7 protein-coding genes are annotated in these 23,713 nt (G+C 64.8%); all 7 read left to right on the forward strand.

Annotated features, from left to right (window positions below; genetic code table 11):
• The first annotated feature begins 24 nt into the window (after window positions 1-24).
• Entirely contained in the window at window positions 25-17,100 is a 17,076-nt protein-coding gene (locus tag EYV96_RS14900; RefSeq protein WP_131152316.1) for a leukotoxin LktA family filamentous adhesin, read from the forward strand.
• Between the two features lie 25 nt (window positions 17,101-17,125).
• On the forward strand, window positions 17,126-18,754 hold the full coding sequence (locus tag EYV96_RS14905) for a ShlB/FhaC/HecB family hemolysin secretion/activation protein (protein WP_165488692.1): 1,629 nt from the start codon (window positions 17,126-17,128) through the stop codon (window positions 18,752-18,754).
• Window positions 18,755-18,904: 150 nt separating this feature from the next.
• Window positions 18,905-19,411 (forward strand): hypothetical protein, encoded by a 507-nt coding sequence (locus tag EYV96_RS14910; protein ID WP_131152318.1) that lies wholly within the window; start codon window positions 18,905-18,907, stop codon window positions 19,409-19,411.
• A gap of 289 nt (window positions 19,412-19,700) precedes the next feature.
• Window positions 19,701-19,961: a YfhL family 4Fe-4S dicluster ferredoxin gene (locus EYV96_RS14915; protein WP_131152319.1), complete on the forward strand. Its 261-nt coding sequence runs from the start codon at window positions 19,701-19,703 to the stop codon at window positions 19,959-19,961.
• Window positions 19,958-21,688: a gamma-glutamyltransferase gene (gene ggt, locus EYV96_RS14920; RefSeq protein WP_131152320.1), complete on the forward strand. Its 1,731-nt coding sequence runs from the start codon at window positions 19,958-19,960 to the stop codon at window positions 21,686-21,688. Before EYV96_RS14915 ends, ggt begins: the two co-directional genes overlap by 4 nt.
• An 81-nt stretch (window positions 21,689-21,769) precedes the next feature.
• Window positions 21,770-22,624 (forward strand): MBL fold metallo-hydrolase, encoded by an 855-nt coding sequence (locus EYV96_RS14925; RefSeq protein ID WP_131152321.1) that lies wholly within the window; start codon window positions 21,770-21,772, stop codon window positions 22,622-22,624.
• Complete coding sequence (locus EYV96_RS14930) at window positions 22,621-23,667, forward strand: TMEM43 family protein (protein WP_131152322.1); 1,047 nt, start codon at window positions 22,621-22,623, stop codon at window positions 23,665-23,667. The genes EYV96_RS14925 and EYV96_RS14930 overlap by 4 nt, the downstream gene beginning before the upstream one ends.
• Window positions 23,668-23,713: the final 46 nt, after the last annotated feature.

The following is a 23,713-nucleotide window of genomic DNA, read 5'->3' on the forward strand; positions in this document are numbered from 1 at the left end:
CATTCGCAAGTTTGGGAGCAGTCCATGAACGCCAAGTCCCCGTCGCGTGCGCGCCGCCTCGTGTCCAGTCCCGCTGGCGCCGGCATCTCGCTCAAGACCATCACCGCAGCGCTCTACGCCGTCATCGGCGTAGGTCTCGGTGGACAGGCCCTGGCTGCCTCCACCATCAACGCTGACGGCAAGGCAGGGACGGTGGTCAAACCGCCAACGGCAGGCAACGTCATCGAAGTCGAAACCCACCTCTCCAAAAATGGCGTGGGCTTCAACTCATTCACCGACTTCAACGTTGGGGCCGGCGACACCGTCAACCTGCGCATGCCGGCAGCAGACGTGAAAAACCTGGTGAACCTGGTCTGGGATACCAAGACCGTCATCAATGGCACCGTGAACAGCTACCTGTTTAACGGCAACACGATTGGCGGCAATGTGTACTTCGCCGATCCGCACGGCATCGTGGTCGGCAGCACCGGCGTGTTGAACGTGGGTGCGCTGTCGCTCAGTGCACCCACGCAGTCGTTCATGGATTCGCTGTTGGGGACGGACGGCAAGGTCAACGCTGACGCTACGGCCTTCACCAGCCTGATGCAGGGCACCGAGCCGCTGGCCAAGTCGGACACCTGCCTGGTCTGCGTCAACGGCACGATCAACGCCAACCAGGCTGTGCGCATCCGTGCCACCGCGATCGATGTCAGCGGCACGATCTTCGTAGCCGGCACCGGCACGGATACGTTGGCGACCGCCGTAAACGTGGAAGGCTCGACCACGCCGGTCGTGGTCAACGACGGCAACACCATCCGACTGATGGCCGAAGACACCGACAGCGCCGAAGCCGGCGATTCGGCGGCGCATGCGTCGATCAACATCAGCGGAAAGCTGACCACCTCGTCGACCACGAAGAGTGCGGCCGCTGACGCCGGCAGTTGGGGCCTGGTGTCCGCTACCGCGACGGCAACCAGCAAGTCGGCTTACGAAGATCCGTCCAAGAGCGCGGTGTTCAAGCAGGCTGGCGACCTGCTGAAGGATCAGGATTCGTTCTTCGAGGACGGTGTCTCTTCGGCGATCCAGGACGCCAACCTGGCCGCCAGCGAGAAGGTCGGCCAGCTCGCCTACGTCACCTCGTCCTCCAGCGCAACGGTGTCGGTTACCGGCAAGATCACTGCCAGCGGCGACGTCACCCTGAATTCAAAGACGCAGACCGAAGCGTCCACTGCCGCTACCAGTACCGGCACGGACGATTCGCTGGCGGTCATGGTTACCGGCATGTACGGCGCCGTGGACAGCAAGGCCAGTACCAGCATCGACAACGGTGCAGTGGTGAGCAGCGGCGGCAAGGTTTCCGTGCTTGCGGCCACTGACAACAAGCTCGACGTGTCGGCCAGCACCATTGCCAACGCCAGCGGGCAGCTTGTTGCGACCACGGTTGCGTGGACGCAAGCGGCCGTCGATGCCAATGCGAGCATCAACGGCAACGTGTCGGCGCGAAGCGTCGATATTGGCGCGCACAACGACAACAGCTTCTCGACCAGCGCCACGGCAAAGACGGCGCAGAGTGGCGGCAACATTGGCATCGCCGGCGCGGTAAGCCTGCAGACCGTCAAGGCCAATGCAACCCTTGGCAGCACGCTCAACGGCGGCGCGGCGATGTCAGGCGATGTGACGGTGTCCGCGGATACCAACACGACAAAGAATTCCACGGTCGCCACGACCGGCACCAGCAAGGCCGAAAGCGCTGGCAAGACCGAAGCGCCGACCACCGGCACCAGCGCCAACCTTACCGGCACGATGGCCGGCAAGAGCAACACCGGCACGGGCACGTCGTTGCCCTTCAAGCTCGGCGCCGCCGTCGCCTGGACCGACAGCCAGAACACCGTGTCGGCCAATGTTGCCGACAACGTCACGGTGAAGACCACCGGCAACATCGCCGTGCTGTCGACGCTGACGGATGCCGGCATCCACAACGCCGCTATTGCCGCCACGGTGTCGAAGGCGCCGGACAGCGCCGCCGGTTCCGGCAGCGGCGGCGGGAGCGGGGGCACGGGTGGCAGCGGTGGTTCCGGCAGCAGTAGCGAGGTGAACATCGCCGCCGCCGTCGCATATGCCAACTACGGCCACAACGTTTCGGCGCTCGTCGGGAAGGGCGCGAGTCTGACGGCGGCTCATATCGGCGTGGCCTCGCAGATCATCGTGCCTTACGACTGGACCTTTGGTCTCTCGGACACCTTTGGCACCTTGTCGAAGATGGGCGACAGCCTCGACGACTTCATCGCCGGCGCGAAGGACTTGCCGAAGCTGGCCGGTGCTGCGGATGCCATCGTCAAGGGCGCGACGGGCTACGCCAGCGCGTCGGCGACCGGCGACAGCGTCGACATCGGCGGGTCGGTCAACTACTTCGCGATGACCAATACGAACCGGGCATGGATCGGCGATGGTGCCACGCTGACGTCCACGGCCCCGGTGGCCAGCACGGCGGGCGCCGACGGCTGGCAAAGCGCGGTCGACTGGAACACCTCGCCCATCCAGTGGGCACATTCGATCAGCGTCACGGCCGACACCGATCTTGATGCATTCAACCTGGTGGGTGATATCAAGCCGTGGGCGAAGAGCACCAAGGGCGATACGGCTGCCATCGGCGGTGCCTTCAACTACGCCGGGTACGACAACACCACGGCGGCCGGCGTGGGCAGTGGCGCCAGGCTGACCAGCAACAACGATATTGCAGTCACGGCAACTGGCAGCGACAAGCTCATTGCGATCAGCCCGATCAGCGGCAAGGGCGGCACGGCCAGCATGCAGGGCGCGGTGGCGATCACCGACGTCAGTGACAGCACGCACGCGTCGGTCAGCTCCGCAGCCACCGTCAAGGGCCGCGCGCTCGCCGTACAGGCGATGAATCCGCTGATGGTGTGGTCGGTGGCCGGCGCCCTGGCCATGTCCAACGAGGCCAGCATCGGCATCAGTGTCGGCGTCAACAACATCAGCACCGATACGCTGGCACGCATTGGCGACAACAGCGGCGACGAGCCGGTGTCGTCGACGCCCGCGCCGGTGCAGACGGGTGGCTCCATCAACGTGGCCAGCCTGAGTGTCCTGGGGAGCAGCACCGGGCAGTCGGGTGCGCTGTCGGTGGCCGGCAGCAGTGTTTCGTCCAGCTCGGGCGGCAGCGGCGGCAGCGGCGGTTCGGGCGGCAGTGGTGGTTCGGGCGGTAGCGCGCAGGCACCGTCGTCCGGCGGCGCGTCCGGCATCATCGACATGCTCAAGCAGGTCAAGACGGTTACCGGCAAGCTGCAAGGCGGCCTGGAGAAAGTCGATGGCCTCGCCGGTGCCGCGGATACCGTCAGCGGGGATGACTCCGCGTCATCGTTGCTCGACAAGGCGAGCTCCGTCCTCAAGAAGGTCTCCAGTGTCGACGACACGCTGCAGAAGGTGGTGGGCAAAGCCGGCAGCCTGGGCAAGAAGAACGGCGGCTCCTCCAACTCGAACAGTCAGCAACAGCAAAGCGGCAGTTTTGGCATTGCCATTTCCGGAACCGCCAGCGTCAATATGGTGGCGCTCAGCTCGCGTGCCGAAGTCGACCAGTCGGTGATCAATGCCAATCAGGGCAGCGTCACCGTGCAGGCCATCAATAGCGCGCAGCTGGCCAGCGCGGCCGGTTCGGCGGCACTGAAGCGAGGTGGTGGCTCAGGTGGCGATCTGGCCGGCGCGGTGGCGTATTCGAGCATTGCCGATACGACGTCCGCCACGATAAGCAACAGTACGCTTACCCAGGCGGCCAACGTGGCGGTGCAGGCGCTGGATGGCAGCGAACAAACCAATGTTGGCGTCGGCGTTGCCGTGCAGACGGGCAGCAGTGGTTCCTCGGCAACGCTCGCCGGCTCTGTGTCCGTCGGCACCTCGGCCAACAAGACCACCGCTGGCATCAGCAACAGCACGCTCGATGGCGGAACCGGAAACAATCGTTCGCTGGAAGTCACCGCCTACGATCACTCGCGCATCGGCCAGGGTGCTGGTGCGCTCTATGTCACCACGGGTGGCGGCAACAGCGGCAACGCGGCATTGGGCTTCACCTATGCCTCCATCGCCAACCAGACCAGCGCCTACATCACCGGCCATACCGGCAGTGCCACCGCGTGGGACATTGACCACTACGACAACCTCACGTTGCGCGCGCTTGACGCGTCGATGATCGCCGCGGCCGTCGCCTCCGGTGGCGCCGCCTCCAACGGCAACAGCCTCGCGGGCGCGTTTCTCTGGAACGACGTCGGCAACAGCAGCACCGTCCTGATGGACGGGGGCACGCATGCTCGCGTGAGCGGCGATGTCAGCCTGACGGCAAGCGCGGTGAATGCGGGCGACAGCAGCGTCAGCGCGCTGAACGCGCTCATCAACGCACCGGCCTCCGCCAGCGACTATGACTTCAGCGGCAGCAGCCTGGGCTTCAGCGGCACGGCGCAGTCCGGCGGCGACAGTGCTCAGCCTGATGCCAGCTCGATTTCCTCGGGTGGATGGGGCAGTTCCATCATCGCCGTTGCAGGTGAGGTGCAGTACGGCAAGAACAACGTCGGCCTGTCCTTCGTTGGCAGCCAGGTGCACAACACGCACAGTGTGTCCGTGGGCAATGCCTCCATCAGTTCGACGGGTACCGTGGCGGCAAACGCCAACGACAACACGCGCATCATGAGCCTGGCGGTCGGCGTGGGTGTGGCTACCGGCCAGCTCGCAGGCCTCGGAAGCGCGACCTACAACAACATCACCAACAAGAGCCAGGTGCTGCTTGGCGCCGCCGTGGGTGCGGGCAAGACGGCGACCATCAACGCCGATTACCTCAATGCACTGTCATCGGACCAGTCGGCGATCTACAGCCTGGCGGGCAACGTCGCCATCGGCACCGGCAACGCCGCGGTCGGCGGTGCGGTGACCTACAACAATATTGCCAACGTGGTGCAGACGCAGGCCTCGGCCGCGGCGATCACCGTCACGCATGACGCCTCGCTCAAGGCGGCCGAGAACGCGCGCATCATGGCCGGTGCCGTGGCGGCGGGTGGCGCCAAGGGTACGGCGCTGATGCTGTCGTTTGGCTGGAACCAGACGGCAAACCAGGTCAGTGCGACCCTGGACCAGGGCAGCACGGTGCAGGGCGTCAATGCGACGGTGAGTGCCGACAACGCGGCGGAGATCGATGCGCTGTCCGGCAGCGTCGCCATCGGCGGCACCGCCGGCGTCGGCCTGGCTGCGAGCGTTGCGGACATCGGCGATGACACTTCGGCGACGATCAGCGACGTTGGATTCAAGCTCACGGGGCAGGGCAAGGCCAACGCCAGCAGCAGCGGCAGGCAGTACTCGCTTGCCGTGGCCGGCGCATTCGGCGGCGATGGCGCGGGCGCTGGATCGGCGACCTACAACACCATTGATAACAATGTCAGCGCCAGCGCGACCAACCTCTATGGCCTGGCGTCGGATGGCACCGGCCTGACCTCTGCCGCGGCGAAGATGAAGAGCTTGCTGGTCAATGCCAGTAACAGCGCCGCGATCTCCAGTCTGTCCGGCGGCATCGGCGCCAGCGGCACGGCGGGTGTGGGCGCGGCCATCAGCATCGCCGACATCGGTGGTGATACCAGTGCCAACCTGAGCGACTCGGTGCTGGATGTCAGCGACAGCACGGCGGTGAATGCCGGCTCGTCGTCGACGATTCGCACCCTGTCGGTGGCCGGCGCGGCTGCCGGTGAAGTGGCGGTGAGCGGTTCGAGCACCACCAACCTGATCCATAACAGCATCGATGCCGGCATCAGCAATGTCGGGTCGGTCGACTCCGCCAGTGGTGCTGGCGTCAGCAGCACCAATGCGACCAGCGTCAGCGCGACCAACAACGCATCGATCGATGCGCTGGCAGGTGCGATCAGCGGCGCAGGCAGTGTGGCCGTGGGTGCCGCGGTGGCGGTCAACGACATCAGCACGACCACCAACGCTTCGTTCATGGGCGGTGCCGACAACCGCACGTACAAGGCCAAATCCCTGCTGGTCAGCGCGGGTGCGGGTAATCCGGCGGCTGGTACGGGCGGCAACGCCGCCAACATCAATACCATCGCCGTGGGCGCAGCCGGTGGGGGCGATGCAGCCGTCGCCGGCTCCGTCGCTGTCAATCTGATCTCCGGTGGTACCGACGCGCGCATCGACAACAGCGCCAGGGTGATCACCAGCGACAACGTGGGCGTGCTCGCCAGCAACGACCAGGGCATCAATGTTTTCGGCGGTGCGGCCGCGATCGGCGGCACGGCTGGCGTCGGCGTTGGCGTCGTCGTCAACGACATCAATGCCAATACCAAGGCAGGCATCTACAACAGCGACGTCACCGCCTACGCCAAGGGTGCTGCGCTCTCGGTCGACGATGGTACGGCTGCGGCGAAGTCCACGCTCGACGGCAGTGTGAACATCACCGATCAGGACAACATGCCGTCGCTGGTCTCCAATGATCCGTCCAACTACACGGCTCCGAACCTGGCGAGCAACAAGGCGTCGGTCTACGGCGTTGCGGTCAATGCTTCGAACCAGCAGCACATCGCAACGCTGGCACTGGGCGTAAGCGGCTCGGGCACTGCGGCGGTCAGTGCACTGGCCGGCGTGAACGTGGTCGGCGGCAATACCAGTGCCACTATCGATTCCTCGCGCATCAACCAGGCCGACCGCGTAATCGACTCAGGCGGCACGTCGGATGACGCCGACAACGCCGGTGGCGCCATCTACACGCAGGCCGGTGCGAACCAGGGCGTGGACGTGCGCGCCGGCAGCCGGCAATACGAAGCCAACATCGTCGCCAACGTTTCGGTGGGTGGCGTGGCGGCGGTTAACGGCTCGGTGGCGGTCAACACGCTGGACGCGAAAACCAGCGCGACGATCAACAACGCGACAACCTCCGCCCAGAAGGGGAGCATGGTGTACGCAGGCGCCGACCAGTGGTCGCTCGCCAGCGCTGTGGGTGCCGGCGCCAGTGGCAGTGTCGGTGGCGCGGCATCGGGCGTGGTCACGGTGTTTGGCGCGCAGACTGACGCGACGGTGAGCGGTGGCAGCTTCGACGTCGGCACTTTTGACGTCCGCTCCCGCAATGCGTCGGTGGGTGCCCAGATCGGCGGCGCCGCGGGTTTCGGCGGCTCGGTGGCGGGTATCGCCGGCGTGGCCCTGGTCAACGTCGACAACGTCGAAACATCGGCCACGGTCAGCGGCGCCCAGGTTGATGCGAGTGGCGCGGCCACCGTGCAGGCCGATACCACCAACACATCCCAGGGCGTTGCCGTGGGTGCGGCCGGCGGCCTCTATGCCGGTATCGCTGGCGCGGCCATTGTCAATGTGATTGGCAACCGCACCCACGCGACCATCGACAACAGCGTACTCAATGCCGCCAGTCTCGGCGTGCACGCGAACGACAGCCAGAACGTCGCCGCCTACTCAGGCGTGCTTGGCGCGGGCATCGCAGGCATCGGCGGTGGCATCAATCTGTCACTGCTCCAGGCCGACGTTGGCGCGGGCGTGCTGGACAGCACGATCGCGACGAACGGCGATGTTGCCGTGGACGCCAAATCACAACGCCACGTCGACAGCATCGCCATCGCGGCGGGCGCGGGCGGCGTCGGCGTGGGCCTGTCGGCAGGCGTGGTCGTCGCCGGCACGGGTGACATCAACAACAACGGCCAGACCGACACCAACAGCACCTTGCATGCGAATGGCCAGATCAACCTGGACAACCTGTCGCAGGCATCCAGCAGCAACCGGCTGGATTCGGATGTCTCCAAGTACGGCCTGGACAGCTCCCAGCTCTCCAGCGACGACGTCAACGACATCAACGCGCGGTCGAGCTATTCGCTGGCGAATGCGACAGGCAATGGTGGCGCAGCTGCGTTTGGTGCCAGCGATGGCGTCAAGGCAACCATCAGTGGTGGCTCGGTGACTGCGCAGGGTGCCGTCACCCTGGGCGCCAATGTACTGAACGACACCAGCAACGTTGCCGGCGCGGCCGGTGCAGGTGGCGTCGGCGTGGGCGGCGCGGTGGCCTACACGACGATCGACAGCGGTATCCGTTCGTCGATCGAATCCGGCACCACGGTCTCGGCACGCAACGGCATCACCATCGGCGCCGCAAGCGGTGACCTTGGCAGCGGCCACGCGGCGTCGACCAAGGCCTATGCCGGCGCGGGTGGTGCTGTGGCCATCGGTGCGGCCGTGGCGATCAGCCATGTAAGCAACCAGGTCGAGGCATACAACGCCGGCACGCTCAGTGCGCTCAATAGTGGCTCCGGTACGCTGAGCATCACGGCGTCCGACAGCAGCTCCGTGCTTGCGGGCAACGATAACGCGAAGGATCCGAACGGCATCAACGTCGGTGGTGTTGTCGCCGGTGCCGTTGTCGTCGACGCATTGCGCGACAGCGACGTGTCCGCTGAAATCAAGAACGACAGTCAGGTGGGCGACTTCGCGGCGGTGAACGTCAATGCCAGCGATTCCGGCCAGGTGTCGGCCCAGGGCGTGATGGGTTCGGGTGGCATCCTTGCTGCGATCAGTGCGGTGGTTGCCAATGCGTCGGACAACAGCAACGTGACGGCCCGTATCGGCGATCGCGCCAAGGTCACCGCAGGAAGTACGAGCGTCAGCGCGAGTGCAACACCCACGACCTACGCGCAGGCCAAGGGCATTTCGGTGAGCGGCGGCGTGACCATTGGCGCCAACGTGGCTACCGCCAGCGTCAATGCGGCGGTGAGCGCCCTGGTAGGCAATAACGCCCAGTTCACCCGCGGCGACCTGAATGTGAGCGCCGTCGCGACGCCCACTTCGACCAGCAACGCGAATGGCGGCGGTGGTGGCGTGCTGCTCAGTGCCAACGGTGCCGGTGCGACCGCACGTGGCAACAGCACGGTGATTGCCAACGTCGGCAATGGCGTGACGTTGCCCGGCGGCAATGTCGCGATTCGTGCCGTAAACAACACGACCCAGTCCGCCACGGCCAGCGGTATCAGTGCCGGCCTCGTGGCCGTGGGTGCGGCGGTATCCGAAGCGACGTCGAACACGACGACGACCGCATCGTTGGGTGACGGTAACAGCACCGAGAGTGCGACCGCCGGCACCTTGACGGTGGCCGCCAATGGCACCGACACCAACAACGCTTCGAGCACGGCTGGCAGCGGCGGCCTGGTATCCGGCAACGCCTCCAGCGCGGCGACGTCCTCGACGTCGACGACCCATGCCACCATCGGCAGCAACTGGAAGCTCAACCAGCTGGCGAGCCTCGCACTCAATGCCGTGCATACCGCCAACTATGGCGGTCACGCCAACTCGGTGAACGCCGCGGCCATCGGTGCGAGTGGCGCCGACGTGCGCAATGACGCCACCAGCCACACCAAGGCCGAGTTCGGCAGTGGAAACCAGGTTTCCACGGGTGGTGATCTGGCGATCCTCGCGCAGTCGAAATTCGGCAACGCCGGCGACAACACGGGCGCGGAAGGCGGCGCGGGCGGCATCATTGCCGGCCAGGCGGCGAACGTCACCACGCGCCTCACCTCCGACAACCTTGCCCATGTCGGTACCAACAACGACTTCGCCACGGGCTTGTCACAGTCGGAGCTGAAGGCCAATCGCGGCAACTACAGCGTTATCGCCAACACGCTGATCACGGGCATCAACGATGCCGCCAGCCTCACCGTCGGCGGCGCCGTGCCGGTCGCCAGCGCCAATGTGGATGTGGGCGGCAACTTCGCCAGCAACGTGAAGATCGACGACGGCTCCGTGTCGACCAGCTATGGCCGTACCGACATCGCAACCTACAACGCGATCCGCGCGGTGGGTGCCAATGCCATGGCCAACACCTTCGGCGCCGCCCCGGTGGGCATCGCGCACTCGACGGTCAACCTGACCTCGAACCAGAACGTCAACATCGGCCAGAACGTCGGCATCATGAGCTATGGCGAAGCGGACATCATCGCCGGCAAGGACATCATGGGCACGGCCGACACGGTGCTGAGCCCGACCTCCATCGCGCAGGCCTATGTGCGTGGCCTCATCGCCATTCCGGTGGCCAGTTCCACCGCCAACACCACCAGCAATGCGAGCCTGAGCTTGGGCAGCGGTAGCGTGGTGCTGGGTGGCTCGGACGTCGCCATCGGTGCGATGCCCGGCAGCGCCCAGGTGTCGACGGACGGCACCGCGCATGGCTACGAGCTGGGCTTCATCCCGGTCACGGACCACAGCAATCACCAGAGCTCGAACAACTCCAGCAGCACGACGCTCAATGGCGACATCGTCGCTGGCAAGTTCAATACGATCGATATCTCGATCGATCAGAACGGCAACCTCACGACCAATCCGGCCACCACCGCGCCGGTCAGCTATACGTGGGTGTCGAACTTCAATCCGACGCAATACATCAACGCAGCCAAGCACCAGACCGGCAACTACCAGGGCATCGACAACGCCGCCGTGGGTGGTTTCGTGTTTGATCCGCTGTACGTGGGTGGCGGCAATGCCTACGTCTATGGCGGCACGGTCGGTGGCAGCGGCAGCGTGACGGCGAATGGCGCACCGTCGATTACCATCGACAACGCCAGCCAGTACTACCTGGCGCTGGGTGACATCCAGGTCGGATTTGGCAGCAGCGGCAATGTCATCGTGGCCGGTGGCGCCGACGTGAACCACCTGGGCAACGTGACGGTGACGCAGGCGCCCGCCGGCTCGGTTCCGTCGGTGACGATCAAGTCGACCCGTCCGGTGGACGGCACCCATACCCCCGGCATCATCCTCGGCAACGTCAGCAACCTGGGTGGCACCGTCAGCATCGTGGACATGGCCGGTTCGCTCTATCAGGGTGGCACGGTGCGTGCGAACAAGCAGGACGTGTACGTCCCGAACGGTTCGGTCGAGTTCAACGACAAGAATGCCGACTGGTTCTCCGGCGGCGACCCGACGAGCGATCTGGATTCAAGCTGGCTCGCAGCATTCATCAATGCGGCGATCGGTACGCCCGACATGGCAGCGGCGGCCATCGCGCACTACGTGTATGCACCCGGCGCCACCGACACTTCGTCACTCAACTCCCAGCTGCTCAATCGCCGGTTCGGCGGCATCGTCGAAAATTCCCCGGTGATCCTGTACGGCCGCTGCCGTCCGTTCGTCAATGGCGGTGCCGACGGTTGTGGCAGCCCGAGCACGCTCAGCCCGATCGGTGGCAGCACCGGCCTCATGAGTGACCGCAGCGTGCCGCTGGTGCCCTACATCGCACTGACGCAAAGCGGCCAGCTCAGTGCCTCGCAGCTCAATTCCGGCTCGTCGTTCACGGGCCAGGACATTGTCGTTCGCGCCCGCTACATCAACATCGATGGCACCATCAATGCGGGTACGCCGGCCAACTGGTCGGTGCAAACCACCGACGCACTGAAGGCGTGGATCGACGCACAGAACACCGCTTATGCCAACGGCCAGCTGGGGGCGACGCTGGTGTCGATCCCGGTGGTCAACGCCAACGGCGATGCCATGATCAAGGTCATCGGCGCCGATGGTGGCAGCCAGCTGATCCGCGCCAGTTACAACGCGGCCACCAAGCAGATCGTCCTCGATGACGTCGATGCGGCAGGCAGCGGCACGGTGTACCTGGAAGGCAAGATTGTCAGTACGGCGAATGGCAGCATCAACGTCAACAGCGGTTACGGCTCGGTCACGGTAAATAACCAGACCGGCGCAGAGCTGTCGGTTCACAACATCTACGCCGGCAGCGGTGGCCTGGGCCTGATCACCCTGGTCGACTCGCTGCAAACCAATGGGCAGGGCAAGCCCCTGACGACCTGGTACGTCAGCCAGGACGGCCAGGCCGCCAAGCAGTACAACAACACGAATGGCGCTACCACCTGGGAGAACGGCGCCCTCGTCGGCGGCGTTTCGCCGGGTTCGACGTACTACAACCCGAAGACGGGCGAGCAGTACATCTGGAGTGCCACGACGTACATCTCGCGCTCCGGCGGCGCGAACAACTGGAGTTGGGCCACCGGTTCGGGCGGCAGCGCCGGCCAGCACTGGAACCTGTCCACGGGCTCGTTCAAGGATCCCGGCAGCAGTGGCTACGTGGCCCTGGCGAACGGTGTCGACTACACGGCCAACATCACCGGTAGTTTCTATTCCGTCAGCAACAACTACGTGCACTACCATGGTTGCGACGGTGCCGGGAGCGACTGCCATTACGGCACTCACGCCACCTACGACGCGCCGAACGACGGTTGGGTGTCGCGCTGGGACTACGTGATGCCGGAGGCCGGTTACCTCACGCTGACCACGACCATGCGCGCGGATCGTCCGATCGCGATCAACTTCGCGACCAACGCCACCAACAAGGTGGACGTCACGTCCAACAACAACATCCTGCTTACCGGCCAGATCACCAATACGCACGGCGAAACCATTCTCAACGCCACCAGCGGCAACATCATCCAGACCCAGGACAAGGCGCTGATCTGGACGCATGACCTGACCATGCACGCCGCCGGTAATATCGGCAGCGCCACGCAGGCGATCGAGACGCGTATCGTCCACGACACCGATCCGGGCAGCGAGCTGGTAGCTTCCACCGACGGTGGCGGCATCTACGTCAACGTCGATTCGGGTAACAGCACCCAGGCACTGCAGGCCATCGCTGGTGGCGGCAGCAACCCGTTTGGCGACGTGGTGATCAATACCACCGGTTCGATGGTCGGGGTGGCCGGAAACGTCGGCACGGGTGCACTCGACGTGGTCGGTCGCAACGTCAACCTGACCAGCCAGTTCGGCAGCATCGGTTCGGCGGCCTTGCCGCTCAATATCCAGACGCATGCCGACACGCTTGCCAGTGGCGCGCCCAGCGGTGGCCGTCTGGATGCGCAGGCCTATGGAGACATCAGCCTGGTCGACCATGGCGGCGATGTCTGGGTGAACAAGATCACCTCGACCACGGGCGACGTGTACCTCACAGCCACCAGTGGCAGCTTGCTCGATGCGCGCCTGCTGAACAGTGTGGATACGCTCACCGATGAACAGGCCAAGGCTGTGTGGGACCGCCTGCACCTGACCGATGGCCAGGCCGTGACGCAGACCGTCAATGCCGTGCAGAGCCAGGTGAATGCTGCCTATGCACAGTACTGGCAGATGAAGAATGTCGGCAGCGTCGTCGGCGGCCAGTTCGTCCTCAACGACAATGCCATTGCGCTGTACTGGCCGCTTGCGGCGGCCGCAGCGGGCATCACGGATATCAGTTCGGTCGATGCGGCCACGCAACGCACGCTTACCCTGCAGTACGCGAGCCAGCATTTCGCCGACCTGCAGAACACGTTCGATACCTACCTTGGAACCGGCTGGGCGAGCACGGCGGACTTCGCCAGCAAGAACGACGGGTACAACTTCACCATCGCCACGGGCTCGGATCTCTACAATCGCCTCAGCGCGAACTCCTCCTGGACGCCTGACCAGCTCAAGTACTGGATCAATGTCACGGCGCTGCAGCCGGGGCAGGGCGTCGTGGGTGGTGCGGTGGCGCCGAACATCAGTGCGCGCAATATTGAGTTGCATTCGGGTAGCTGCAGTGCGGCTGGCCTGGCAGCCAAAAAGTGCACCGGCGCATCGGTGGCCGACAGCGGCATGGGTCGCGTGGCCGATCCGCTTGATGTCTCGTACGCGTCGCTGATGTCCGGCTCGCTCAACTCGCGTGAAGCCCTGGCCCTGGCGCTTGCCAACACCCCGGGCGACGTGCAGTTGCTCGATGCAAACCACAACGTGCTCGACCAGGCCGATCCGGACCTGCAAAGCAAGCTGACCTACATCTCGTTGCGCCAGATCTCGCCGCTGTACGTGGACGCCACGGGCACGGTATCGGGCACCGCCACCGGTTCGGTCTATCTGCAGGCGAACAACGACCTGCACGTGGGTACGCTGGTCTCGGGTACCGATATGCGCCTGTCGGCGGGTGGAAGCATCGATGCGCCGGCGGGATCCGACCCCACCAAGCCAGTGCTCACCACCGGCGGCGACCTGGTGCTTGCCGCAGGCTCTGGCCATGTTGGCCTGAGCAACGGCACCGATCCGCTGTCGGTTCAGATTGGTGGAAGCCTGCTCAGCGGTTCGGCCGCTACCAACTTCATGTTGCGGCAGCTCGGCGGCGACCTGCGGTTCGGCAATGTCTACGCCAATGGCTTGCTGTCGCTCGATGCACAGAACGGCAGCCTGCTTGGTTTCCTGGACACGCTGAGCCTGGTGGGCGACAGCATCCAGTTGTCGGCGGCCGGTGACATCGGTCGCCGCGTCAACGTCGGCACGGGCGTCGATGCGCCGGTGCTGCTGCAGGTGGGTGCAAACGGCAGCTTCGATGCAACGGCGGGTGGTGACATCCTGGCGACGTCGCCGGTCAATGCGTTGCATGTGGGTACGGTGCATGCTGGCGGCAACGTTGTCCTTACCGCGACGCAGTCGTCGCTTGATGCCCAGCAGATCACATCCGACCATGGCAACGTGACGGGCGTGGCGGGCACCGACGGCACCTTCGTGGCCATCAACGCCGATCGCAATATCACGCTCACCGCACCGGGCCGTCTCGATGCGGGTACGCTGGTCAGCCATGTCGGTGACATCAGCATGACTGCCGCCGACGGCATGAGCCTGGACTCGGCGACGGCGCACGCGGGCAATATCACCGCAAGCGTCGTGGGCAACAACGCACCGCAGTTCCTGCTCAACGACAACGGCAACATGTCGGCTGGCCAGGCGGTGGCGATCGACAGCACCGGCAGTATCGTCATGGGAACGGGCAGCCAGGTGGCCGCCGGTACGCAGGCCACCTTGCGCGCTGATGGCGACATCACGCTGGGCCTGGTGGGCAGCGCCGGTACCACCGGCACGGTCATCGACGTCAATGCTGGCGGCGCGATTCAGGGCAACGGCGCGGCTATCAACCTGCAGGCCCGACAGGGTGGCGACACCTCGATTCAGGCCGTTCATGACATTGGCGCCAAGACGCAGCCCCTGGTGGTCGACGTCGATACGCTGTCGGGCACCAGCGCGCAGGGCGACGTGTGGATTCATGCCCTGGGCGACGCGCACGTCACCAGCCTGACCACGCCGATGGGCAGCATCAACCTGGCCGTTGACAACGTGTTGCAGTACGACGCCCTCAGTGCCTTGGGTACGGCGGTGGTGACGGCACAACAGATCGTGGGTCATTCGCTGCAGACCGGCGGTGACGCATCGCTGACGTCGATCGATGACACGCAATTGGATTCAGTGCTTACCGGTGGCAACCTGGCGGTGAATGCCGGCACCTCGCTCAGCGCCGGGCTGCTGCAGGTCACTGGCGATGCCAGCCTCGCCAGCGGTGGCGATACCGTGCTGACCAATGCACAGATCACAGGAAATCTGACCGGTAGCGCACAGGGCAATTTCCACGCCGTGCAGATGTCGGTCGATGGCAATGCCCAGATCACCTCGGCACTTTCGACCCAGCTGGACGATGCCACGGTGCAGGGCGATCTTGCGGCCAGCGCCGGCACGGACTTCACATCCGGCGGGTTGAGCGTGCAGGGCCATGGCGGTATCCACGCGGGCAGCGCGATCGCCCTGGGTCAGTCGCAAGTGGGTGGTAACTTCGTGGCCGATGCCGGCACGGACATCACCTCGGGCTCCTTGACCGTCCATGGCAATGGCAGCCTGCAGGCGGGTCAGGCCATGACGCTTGGGACCACCCAGGTCGATGGCAACCTCGATGCCACGGCGGGTACCGATTTGCTCAGTAACGCCATGACCGTCCATGGTGACGGTAGCCTGCAGGCGGGTCAGGCCATGACGCTTGGAACCACCCAGGTCGATGGCAACCTCGATGCCACGGCGGTCAGCGACCTGCATAGCGACACGCTGACGGTGGGCCAGAACGTCGTGCTTACCGCCGGACAGGCCATCGGGCTTACTGGCAACACGCAGGCGGGCGGTAACCTCGACATGCACGCCGGCAGCAACCTTGACTTCGCCGGTATCGGCGCGGGTGGCCATGTCTTCGGCCAGTCCCTGGCTGGGGACATCACGGGCAGCAGCGTGAATGCGGCAGACTGGATCCGCTTTATCGCGGCCGGCAACATCCGTATCGGCCACCTGGTGACCGGCACGGACCTCAACCTGCAGGCCGGCAACCAGATCACCACGACCACCATCGATGCCGGTCACGATGCGACGGTGCTCGCCGGTGGCGACATCAGCATGTACTCCACGCATGCCGGCAACATGGTGACGGTGGATTCCGGCGGCACGCTGACCACGCATGACGTCGATGCCGGCCATGCGATCAGCCTGGCGGCCGAGCGCATGACCTTTGCTTCGGTCACCGCGCCGGACAGCATCAGCCTGCTGGCTCGCAATGGCGACATCACCGGCGCTACGCTCACCACGCGCGACGCCACCGTGCAGGCGAACGGCAATATCGGGCTGGACGCGGCGAACATCGGCAACCGCATCAACCTGGGCGGCCACAACATCGTGGCGCACATTGTCCAGACGAGTCAGGGCCAGCCGCTGTACTCGGTGCTCACGGGCTACCAGGGCGCCGTGGCACAGCACATCACGGTGGACGCCGATGCCTCGCAGCAATGGATGATCGAACGTCTGTCCGCCGTGCAGGCTGCGCTGGCAACCACGGCTCCGCGCACTGACATCGTGTCCGGCCACATCGAGCAGACCATGTCGCTGGATACGCCGACCACGCGCGTGCGCATGGATCAGCAGCGTGCGTACCTGGTCAATGCCGACGTCCAGCTGATGCAGCCGACGTTCGACTTCCACCTCACCCAGAACGGTGTCAGCACCTTTACCGATTCGTTCATCGTGCGCTACGGCTTCGGCTACGAGATGGATACGCCGAACTTCATCGATACGCACAGTTCGGTGATGCCCGATTACTACGGTGAGAGTGCGCTTCGCTTCAATGGGCGCTACCTCGAGCAGCACACCGACGACCAGGGTGACACGTCGGCTGAGCGTGCCATTCCCGCGTGGGTCCGCAGCGATGCCGACGATCTGGTGCAACCGTCCAGCCCGTCCGGTGCCGTGAACGTCAATGCCCCGAACTGATAACCATAAGAACACGAGTCGATCCATGTCCCATTGCGTTTACAAGCGGTCCACGCGCCTTGCCGGCATTGCCGTCCTCCTGGTCGGTGGGGCCGGCTCGGCCTTCGCCCAGCAGGCCACCACACTGCAGAACGATGCGCAGCGCGTGCAGCGCTACTACGAGCAGCAGAAACCGCAGGAGCCCAACGAAACCGATCCGCTCAAGCAGCCGCAGCCGAACGTGCCGGGCCAGAAGGTCACCACGGAAGGCCAGCGCTTCGAGCTGAAGAAAGTCGAGTTCACATCCTCGGCGCTGCTTCCGCAGGCGGATCTCGATGCTGCTGTCGCGCCCTATCTCGGTAAGCAGGTCAGTGGCACCGAGCTGGCCGGGATGCTGGACAAGGTCAATGCGTTGTATGCGGCGCGCAAAATCACCACGGCACGCGCGGTGTTCAAGAACCAGCCCATCGTCGACGGCGTGGTTCACGTCGAGCTGGTGGAAGGTCGCCTTGGTAAAGTGGAGGTCAAGGGTGCGCGACATGTCGATGACAAGTTCGTCCGCCGCCGCATCCATCAGAAGGACGGCGAAGTCGTCGATACCGACCGGCTGCGCGAAGACCTGGTGTACCTCAACCGCACAACGGATCTGCAGGTAAAGGCCTTGCTGCAGCCGGGCGAAACGCGCGGGCAGACTGACATTCTGTTGCAGGTGGATGAGCCCCAGCGACACACCATCGACGGCTTCATCGACAACAACGGCATCGACAGTTCCGGCCGGTGGCGTGTCGGTGTGCAGGGTGCGTTGTACGGCCTGATGGGCGTGGACGATCGCCTGAGCGGCAATATCGCGCATTCGAAGGGCGGCAACGACGGTGCCGTGTCGTACTCGATGCCGATCATGCCGAACAACGGTCGCCTGGGCGTGAGCTATTCGCACAGCCAGATCGACATCGTGCAGGGCGCGTTCCGCAATCTGCACATCACCGGCACCAGCTCGGTGACCTCGCTCGATTACAACCAGCCGCTGATTGCCACGATGAACTGGCTCTTCAGTGGCATCGGCGCTTATTCGATCGGTCACTCGAGCACCGATATCAGCGGCCAGCACATCGCCGACACGCGTACGCAGCAGATCACGCTGGGCCTCAGCCTGGCGCACCAGCAGGACGGCCAGCGCTGGTCGGTCACGCAGCTGTACACGCGTATCCATTCCGATGAGCCCATGCTCGGCAAGGACAACTTCGATATCGCCCCGGGTAGCGCCAGCTTCATGCAGCGCCTTGGCCAGTCGCAGTGGGCCGTTCGTGCCGACCTGGGCTGGCAGTTCAGCCGGGGCAAGAACCTGCCATCGGCGAACCTGTTCCAGATCGGTGGCCTGGGCAGCGTGCGCGGCTACGAGCGCGGCGTGCTGTCCGGTCCCCGTGGCTATTACTTCTCCGCTGAACTGCACCGCTCCTTTGGTCCCAACCTGGACCTTTACGGATTTGCCGATACGGGTTCGGTGTACGCCGCCTATCCGAGCAACCAGAGCATCACTGGCGCGGGCGTCGGCGGGCTGTATCGCTATCGGACCTGGCTCACCGTGTCGGCTGACGTGGCCAAGCCGTTCAATACGGTGACGCCGGACCAGGACAGCGTGCGGGCGAACTTCCGCCTGACCCTTCATTGGGAGTGAGGGGCGGGGCCTACTGACCCCGGCCTTCACCTTCCTGTATGCTGCCGGCCATCCTGCGGATCGGACAGGCATGGCCGCTGAGCCGTGTTCCCGAGAGGCCTGACATCCGGGGATCCGTAATTCCAGAATCCAAGATCCAGGGTGATCATCATGTACAAGTACGCTCTTCTCGCTGCCCTTGCCCTCACCGGTTCGCTGGCCCTGACCGGCTGCGGCAACAATGCCGACGAAAACGCCCCGCAGGCGTCCGAGCAGGCCGCTCAGGTCACCAAGCCCACCGATCCGAACGATGCCAAGGCCTGGAACACCTACCTCGGTTCGATCGTGCAGAAGAACATGCAGGGCATGACCGCCGACCGCCCGTACCCCTACCTGGTGAACGCCGGTGACACTGAAGAAGACGCGGCCAAGCGCCAGCGCCAGCTCGACAACGTCACCGACACCGTCGCCCGCGGCGTGCTGCCGGGCAACATGCTGGTGTTCGCTGGTCCGGATTCGGCCAAGACGGCTGACCTGATCATCGCTGCCTTCAAGGACGCCAAGCCGGGTTCGTTCAAGGACGTGATCATCCTGTACATCGGCGACCAGGCCGACCAGGAGCGCGTGACCACGGCCCTGCAGCCGACGGGTGCGACGGTGCGCTTCGTCGCCATGTAATTCCGGGCGCTACGGCGTCTTGAAGAAACCCGCGGGGCTTGGCCTCGCGGGTTTTTTTATGGGCGACGAAGCGGGGGGCGCTCGCGGAGCGAGCGGGGAGGTCGGCGCTGCGCGCCTGCGAACGGTAAACGGTAAGAGCGAAAGGCCCGCGCACTCAACGCTCTTACCGTTTACCGTTTACCGTTTACCGTTCACAGGCCTGCGCAGCAGGCCTCCCCCCCCTGCTCGCAAAGCGAGCACCACCCCATGCTGCGCCGCAGCATAGGGCCTCTCCATGTACACTGCGAACATGTCCCTGAAAATCCTAGACACCTGCGTCAACTGCGACGTCTGCGAGCCTGTCTGCCCCAACAAGGCCATTTCGCTGGGCGAAGAGTTTTACGTGATCGATCCGGCGTTGTGCACGGAGTGCGTCGGGCATCATGACGAACCCCAGTGCATCGAGGTCTGCCCGGTAGAGTGCATCATCGTGGACCCGGCGCACACCGAGACCCAGGACCAGCTCCAGCTCAAGTATCGCCAACTCATGAACCAAGAGGGTCAGGCATGACGTTTTCGTGGAAGCGGCCGCTGCGAGGCCGAGTCGTACTGGTCAGTCTGTTGCTGGTTGCCAGCGTTGCCTGGGCTGACCAACCCCGCACCCAACCCGCCGCCACGCCCCCCGCCGCCCTCAAGGGTCCGGGCAAGGCCGCCATTGCCAGTGCCAACTTCCACGCAACCGAGGCCGGCTTCGAAGTCCTGGCCAAGGGCGGTAACGCGTTCGACGCGGCTATCGCGGTAGCGTCGACCCTGTCGGTGGTGGAGCCGGAAAGCTCGGGCATCGGCGGTGGCTTCCTGGCTGTGCTGCATCGTGCGTCCGATGGCAAAGCGTTCTTCATCGACGCGCGCGAGACCGCGCCGGCTGCCGTCAATGCCAAGGACTACCTCAACAAGGATGGCTCGCCCAATCGCGACACGGCGCTCAACGGACCGCTGTCGGCCGGTATCCCCGGCGAACCGGCCGGTCTTGCATGGCTGGCGGCGCATTACGGCAAGCTGCCGCTGAAGGCCTCGCTGGCTCCCGCCATCCGCACGGCCCGCGACGGCTTCAAGCCGGACAGTCGCCTGGTCAATGCGATCACCGAACGCCAGAAGACCCTCAGTCGCTGGCCGGCCTCGGTCGAGAAGTTCCTGCCCAACGGCAAGCCGCCGACGGAAGACGCGATCTGGCGCGATCCGGACCAGGCCCGCACGCTGGAGCTTCTGGGCGACAAGGGTTTCGATGGTTTCTACAAGGGCGAAACCGCCGACAAGCTGGTCAGTGCCGTACGCGCCGCCGGTGGCAACTGGACGGCCAAAGACCTCAGTGGCTACCAGGTGAAGGAGCGTGCGCCGATCACGGTCGACTACCGCGGCTATCGCATCGTCACTGCGCCGCCGCCGTCGTCAGGTGGCGTGGCCGTGGCCGAGATCCTCAACATCCTCTCGGGTTTCGATCTCACGAAACTGGACCAGGCGCACCGCACGCACCTGGTCATCGAAGCCATGCGTCGCGCGTTCCGTGATCACAACGATTACCTGGGCGATCCGGACTTCGTGAAGATGCCACTGGACATGCTGCTGTCGCCTTACTACGCCGATGGCCTGCGCCAGACCATCCTGCCGGACAAGGCCACGCCGTCGTCGATGCTGCCCTCGAGCACGGGCGTCGATCCGGGCATGCACACCACGCATTTCTCCATCATCGATGGCGAGGGCAACATCGCCTCGATCACCCTGACGGTCAATTACACGTTGGGCAGCACCTTCGTTGCGAAGGGCACGGGTGTTCTGCTCAATGACGAAATGGATGACTTCGCCCTGGTTCCGGACAAGCCGAACGTGTACGGCTTGCTTGGCAGCAAGGCCAATGCGCCGGAGCCGGGCAAGCGCATGCTCTCGTCGATGACGCCGAGCATTGTGTTCGGCAAGGATCGCGTCGGCGTCATCGGCTCGCCGGGCGGCTCGACCATCATCACGCAGGTGCTCGAGGGCATCCTTGCCTTCATCGATGGCAAGGATGCACTGGGCATTGCGGGGCAGAAGCGTTTCCACCATCAATTCATGCCCGATCGCGTGGACGTGGAGGAGGGGGCATTCGATCCGGCGACTACCGAGACGCTCACCCGGATGGGCCATACGCTCAAGTCGCGCGAATCGTGGGGCTTCATGAACGTCGTCACCTGGGACCTGAAGAACGGCAAGCTGGATGCGGCGAGCGACCCGCGTCGTCCTTCCGGCCTGGGCAAGGTGCAATAAGTTTCAAACCGCGCTGCACAGGGCAGCGCGGAAGCAGCCCGGGGCCGCTTGGAGCGAGCCCCAGGCAGGCGAGGAAAGGCAATGGAACTCTGGTCACTCATCGGCAATTCGCAGCAACTGGATGGCGGCGCCATGTTCGGCAATGCACCCAAGGCGCTGTGGTCACGCTGGATCGAACCCGATGCGCACAATCGCATCCCGCTCGCTTGCCGCTGCCTGCTGGTGAAGGATCTGGATGGCCGCAACGTGCTGTTCGAAGCGGGCATCGGCGCGTTCTTCGAGCCGGCGCTGCGAGAGCGCTACGGCGTCGTCGAAGGCAACCACGTCTTGCTCGATTCACTGGCGGCTGCCGGGCTTACGCATGAAGACATCGATGCGGTCGTGCTTTCGCACCTGCATTTCGACCATGCCGGCGGTTTGCTTGCGGCCTGGGAAGAGGGGGCGCCGGCGCGACTGCTGTTTCCCAAGGCCACGTACGTGATCGGTGCCGAGCACTGGCGCCGTGCACAACAGCCCCATCCCCGTGACCGTGCCTCGTTCATTCCCGAGTTGCAGACATTGCTGGCGGATAGTGGCCGGCTTGAGCTGGTCGAGGGCGAGCATTCAAGGACGCTCGGCGATGCGGTGCGCTTCAGCTATTCGGACGGCCATACCCCCGGCCTGATGCTGTCGGAGGTCGGTGGCGTGGTGTTTTGCGCCGACCTGATTCCGGGGCGCTCGTGGGTGCATTTGCCCATCACCATGGGCTACGACCGCTGGCCCGAAAAACTTATCGACGAGAAGCGCATTTTTCTCGAAGACAAGCTTGCGCGCGATGTTGGCCTGTTCTTCACGCACGATCACGGCTGCGCACTTGCGCGCGTGGTTCGCGATGAGCGTGGTCGCTACGGCACCGTGGACGAGCACGTCGCGCTGACCGGGGTGCATCGCCCATGAGTGCACGCCGACCGGAAGGAGCCAATGGCTGGCTGTCGGGCATCCTGGGCGCCTTGCTGATGCTGCTCGGCGTCGGGCTGGGTGCGATGACCGAGCAGTCGGCCATCACCAGCCGCATGGCGTTCAACAGGCATGGTGGCGAAGTGCTCGACCTGGCCGATGCGCAAGGGCCGCAGGCGGGGCAGCACGGCTACATGGTGCGTGTCGCTGGCGACATTGACGTTGTCGAGCAGCCCTATGACGCCGACTTTGGGCAGCGCATCAACACGCCCGTGCTGGTGCGCCATGTCGAGATGTTCCAGTGGCGCGAAGTGCGCATGGGCAGCGACGTCCATTACGAACAGGACTGGGTCGATCGCCCCGTGGATGCCGCTGGGTTCGCGCGCCCGGCCGGGCACGCCAATCCGGGCGCCTTCCCGATTACCGGCAAGCAGTTTGACGCGAGCCTGGTGAAGGTCGGTGGATTCGCGCTTTCGCCACCCTTGTTGCACGAGCTCCCTGGCAGCGACTTCATCACACCCAGCGCGTCAAAGATGCCCGAGAACCTGGCGGCCAGCTTTTCGCAGAACGGCAAGTACCTCACCACCAGCGCGAACACCTCGCATCCGAGGCTCGGCGATCTGCGTATCAGCTGGGAAGTCGTGCCGATCCAGCAGGTGACGGTCTTCGCGCGGCTGGATGGCGATCGCCTGGTGCCGGCCGCCGACGCCGATGATGGCAAGGGGTTCGACGTGCAACTTGGCGATCGTCGTCTGGTGGATGTGCTGCCGGACGTGCCCGAGCCGCCCTCCATGGTTGCCGTGCGGCGCGTCCTGGCCGTGCTGCTGGCGGCGTTCGGCGCCTTGCTGCTGCTCTGGCGCCGCCTGCCGTCGGACCGCGCATTGCCGGTCGCATTGGGTGCCGGCCTGTTGCTTACGGGCGCGGTCGCCGGCGTGATGTGGCTGGGCAAGGATCTGCAGGCCGCGGCATTCTGGTTCCTCGCGGCCGTCGTTGGGCTTGCGGTGGCCGTGTGGCGACTGCATGGCGCGATGGAAAGGCGCTAGCGGGAGCGCCATCGATGCGAGGGCATGGACTGCCCTCGCTGCCTGC

The sequence above is a fragment of the Dyella terrae genome (assembly GCF_004322705.1).
In the GTDB taxonomy this organism is placed as follows: domain Bacteria; phylum Pseudomonadota; class Gammaproteobacteria; order Xanthomonadales; family Rhodanobacteraceae; genus Dyella_D; species Dyella_D terrae.

Excerpts from the sequence above, each read along its gene's own strand:
- EYV96_RS14900 (WP_131152316.1), top strand. The coding sequence starts at position 25 with ATGAACGCCAAGTCCCCGTCGCGTGCGCGCCGCCTCGTGTCCAGTCCC.
- EYV96_RS14905 (WP_165488692.1), top strand. The coding sequence starts at position 17,126 with ATGTCCCATTGCGTTTACAAGCGGTCCACGCGCCTTGCCGGCATTGCC.
- EYV96_RS14910 (WP_131152318.1), top strand. The coding sequence starts at position 18,905 with ATGTACAAGTACGCTCTTCTCGCTGCCCTTGCCCTCACCGGTTCGCTG.
- EYV96_RS14915 (WP_131152319.1), top strand. The coding sequence starts at position 19,701 with ATGTCCCTGAAAATCCTAGACACCTGCGTCAACTGCGACGTCTGCGAG.
- ggt (WP_131152320.1), top strand. The coding sequence starts at position 19,958 with ATGACGTTTTCGTGGAAGCGGCCGCTGCGAGGCCGAGTCGTACTGGTC.
- EYV96_RS14925 (WP_131152321.1), top strand. The coding sequence starts at position 21,770 with ATGGAACTCTGGTCACTCATCGGCAATTCGCAGCAACTGGATGGCGGC.
- EYV96_RS14930 (WP_131152322.1), top strand. The coding sequence starts at position 22,621 with ATGAGTGCACGCCGACCGGAAGGAGCCAATGGCTGGCTGTCGGGCATC.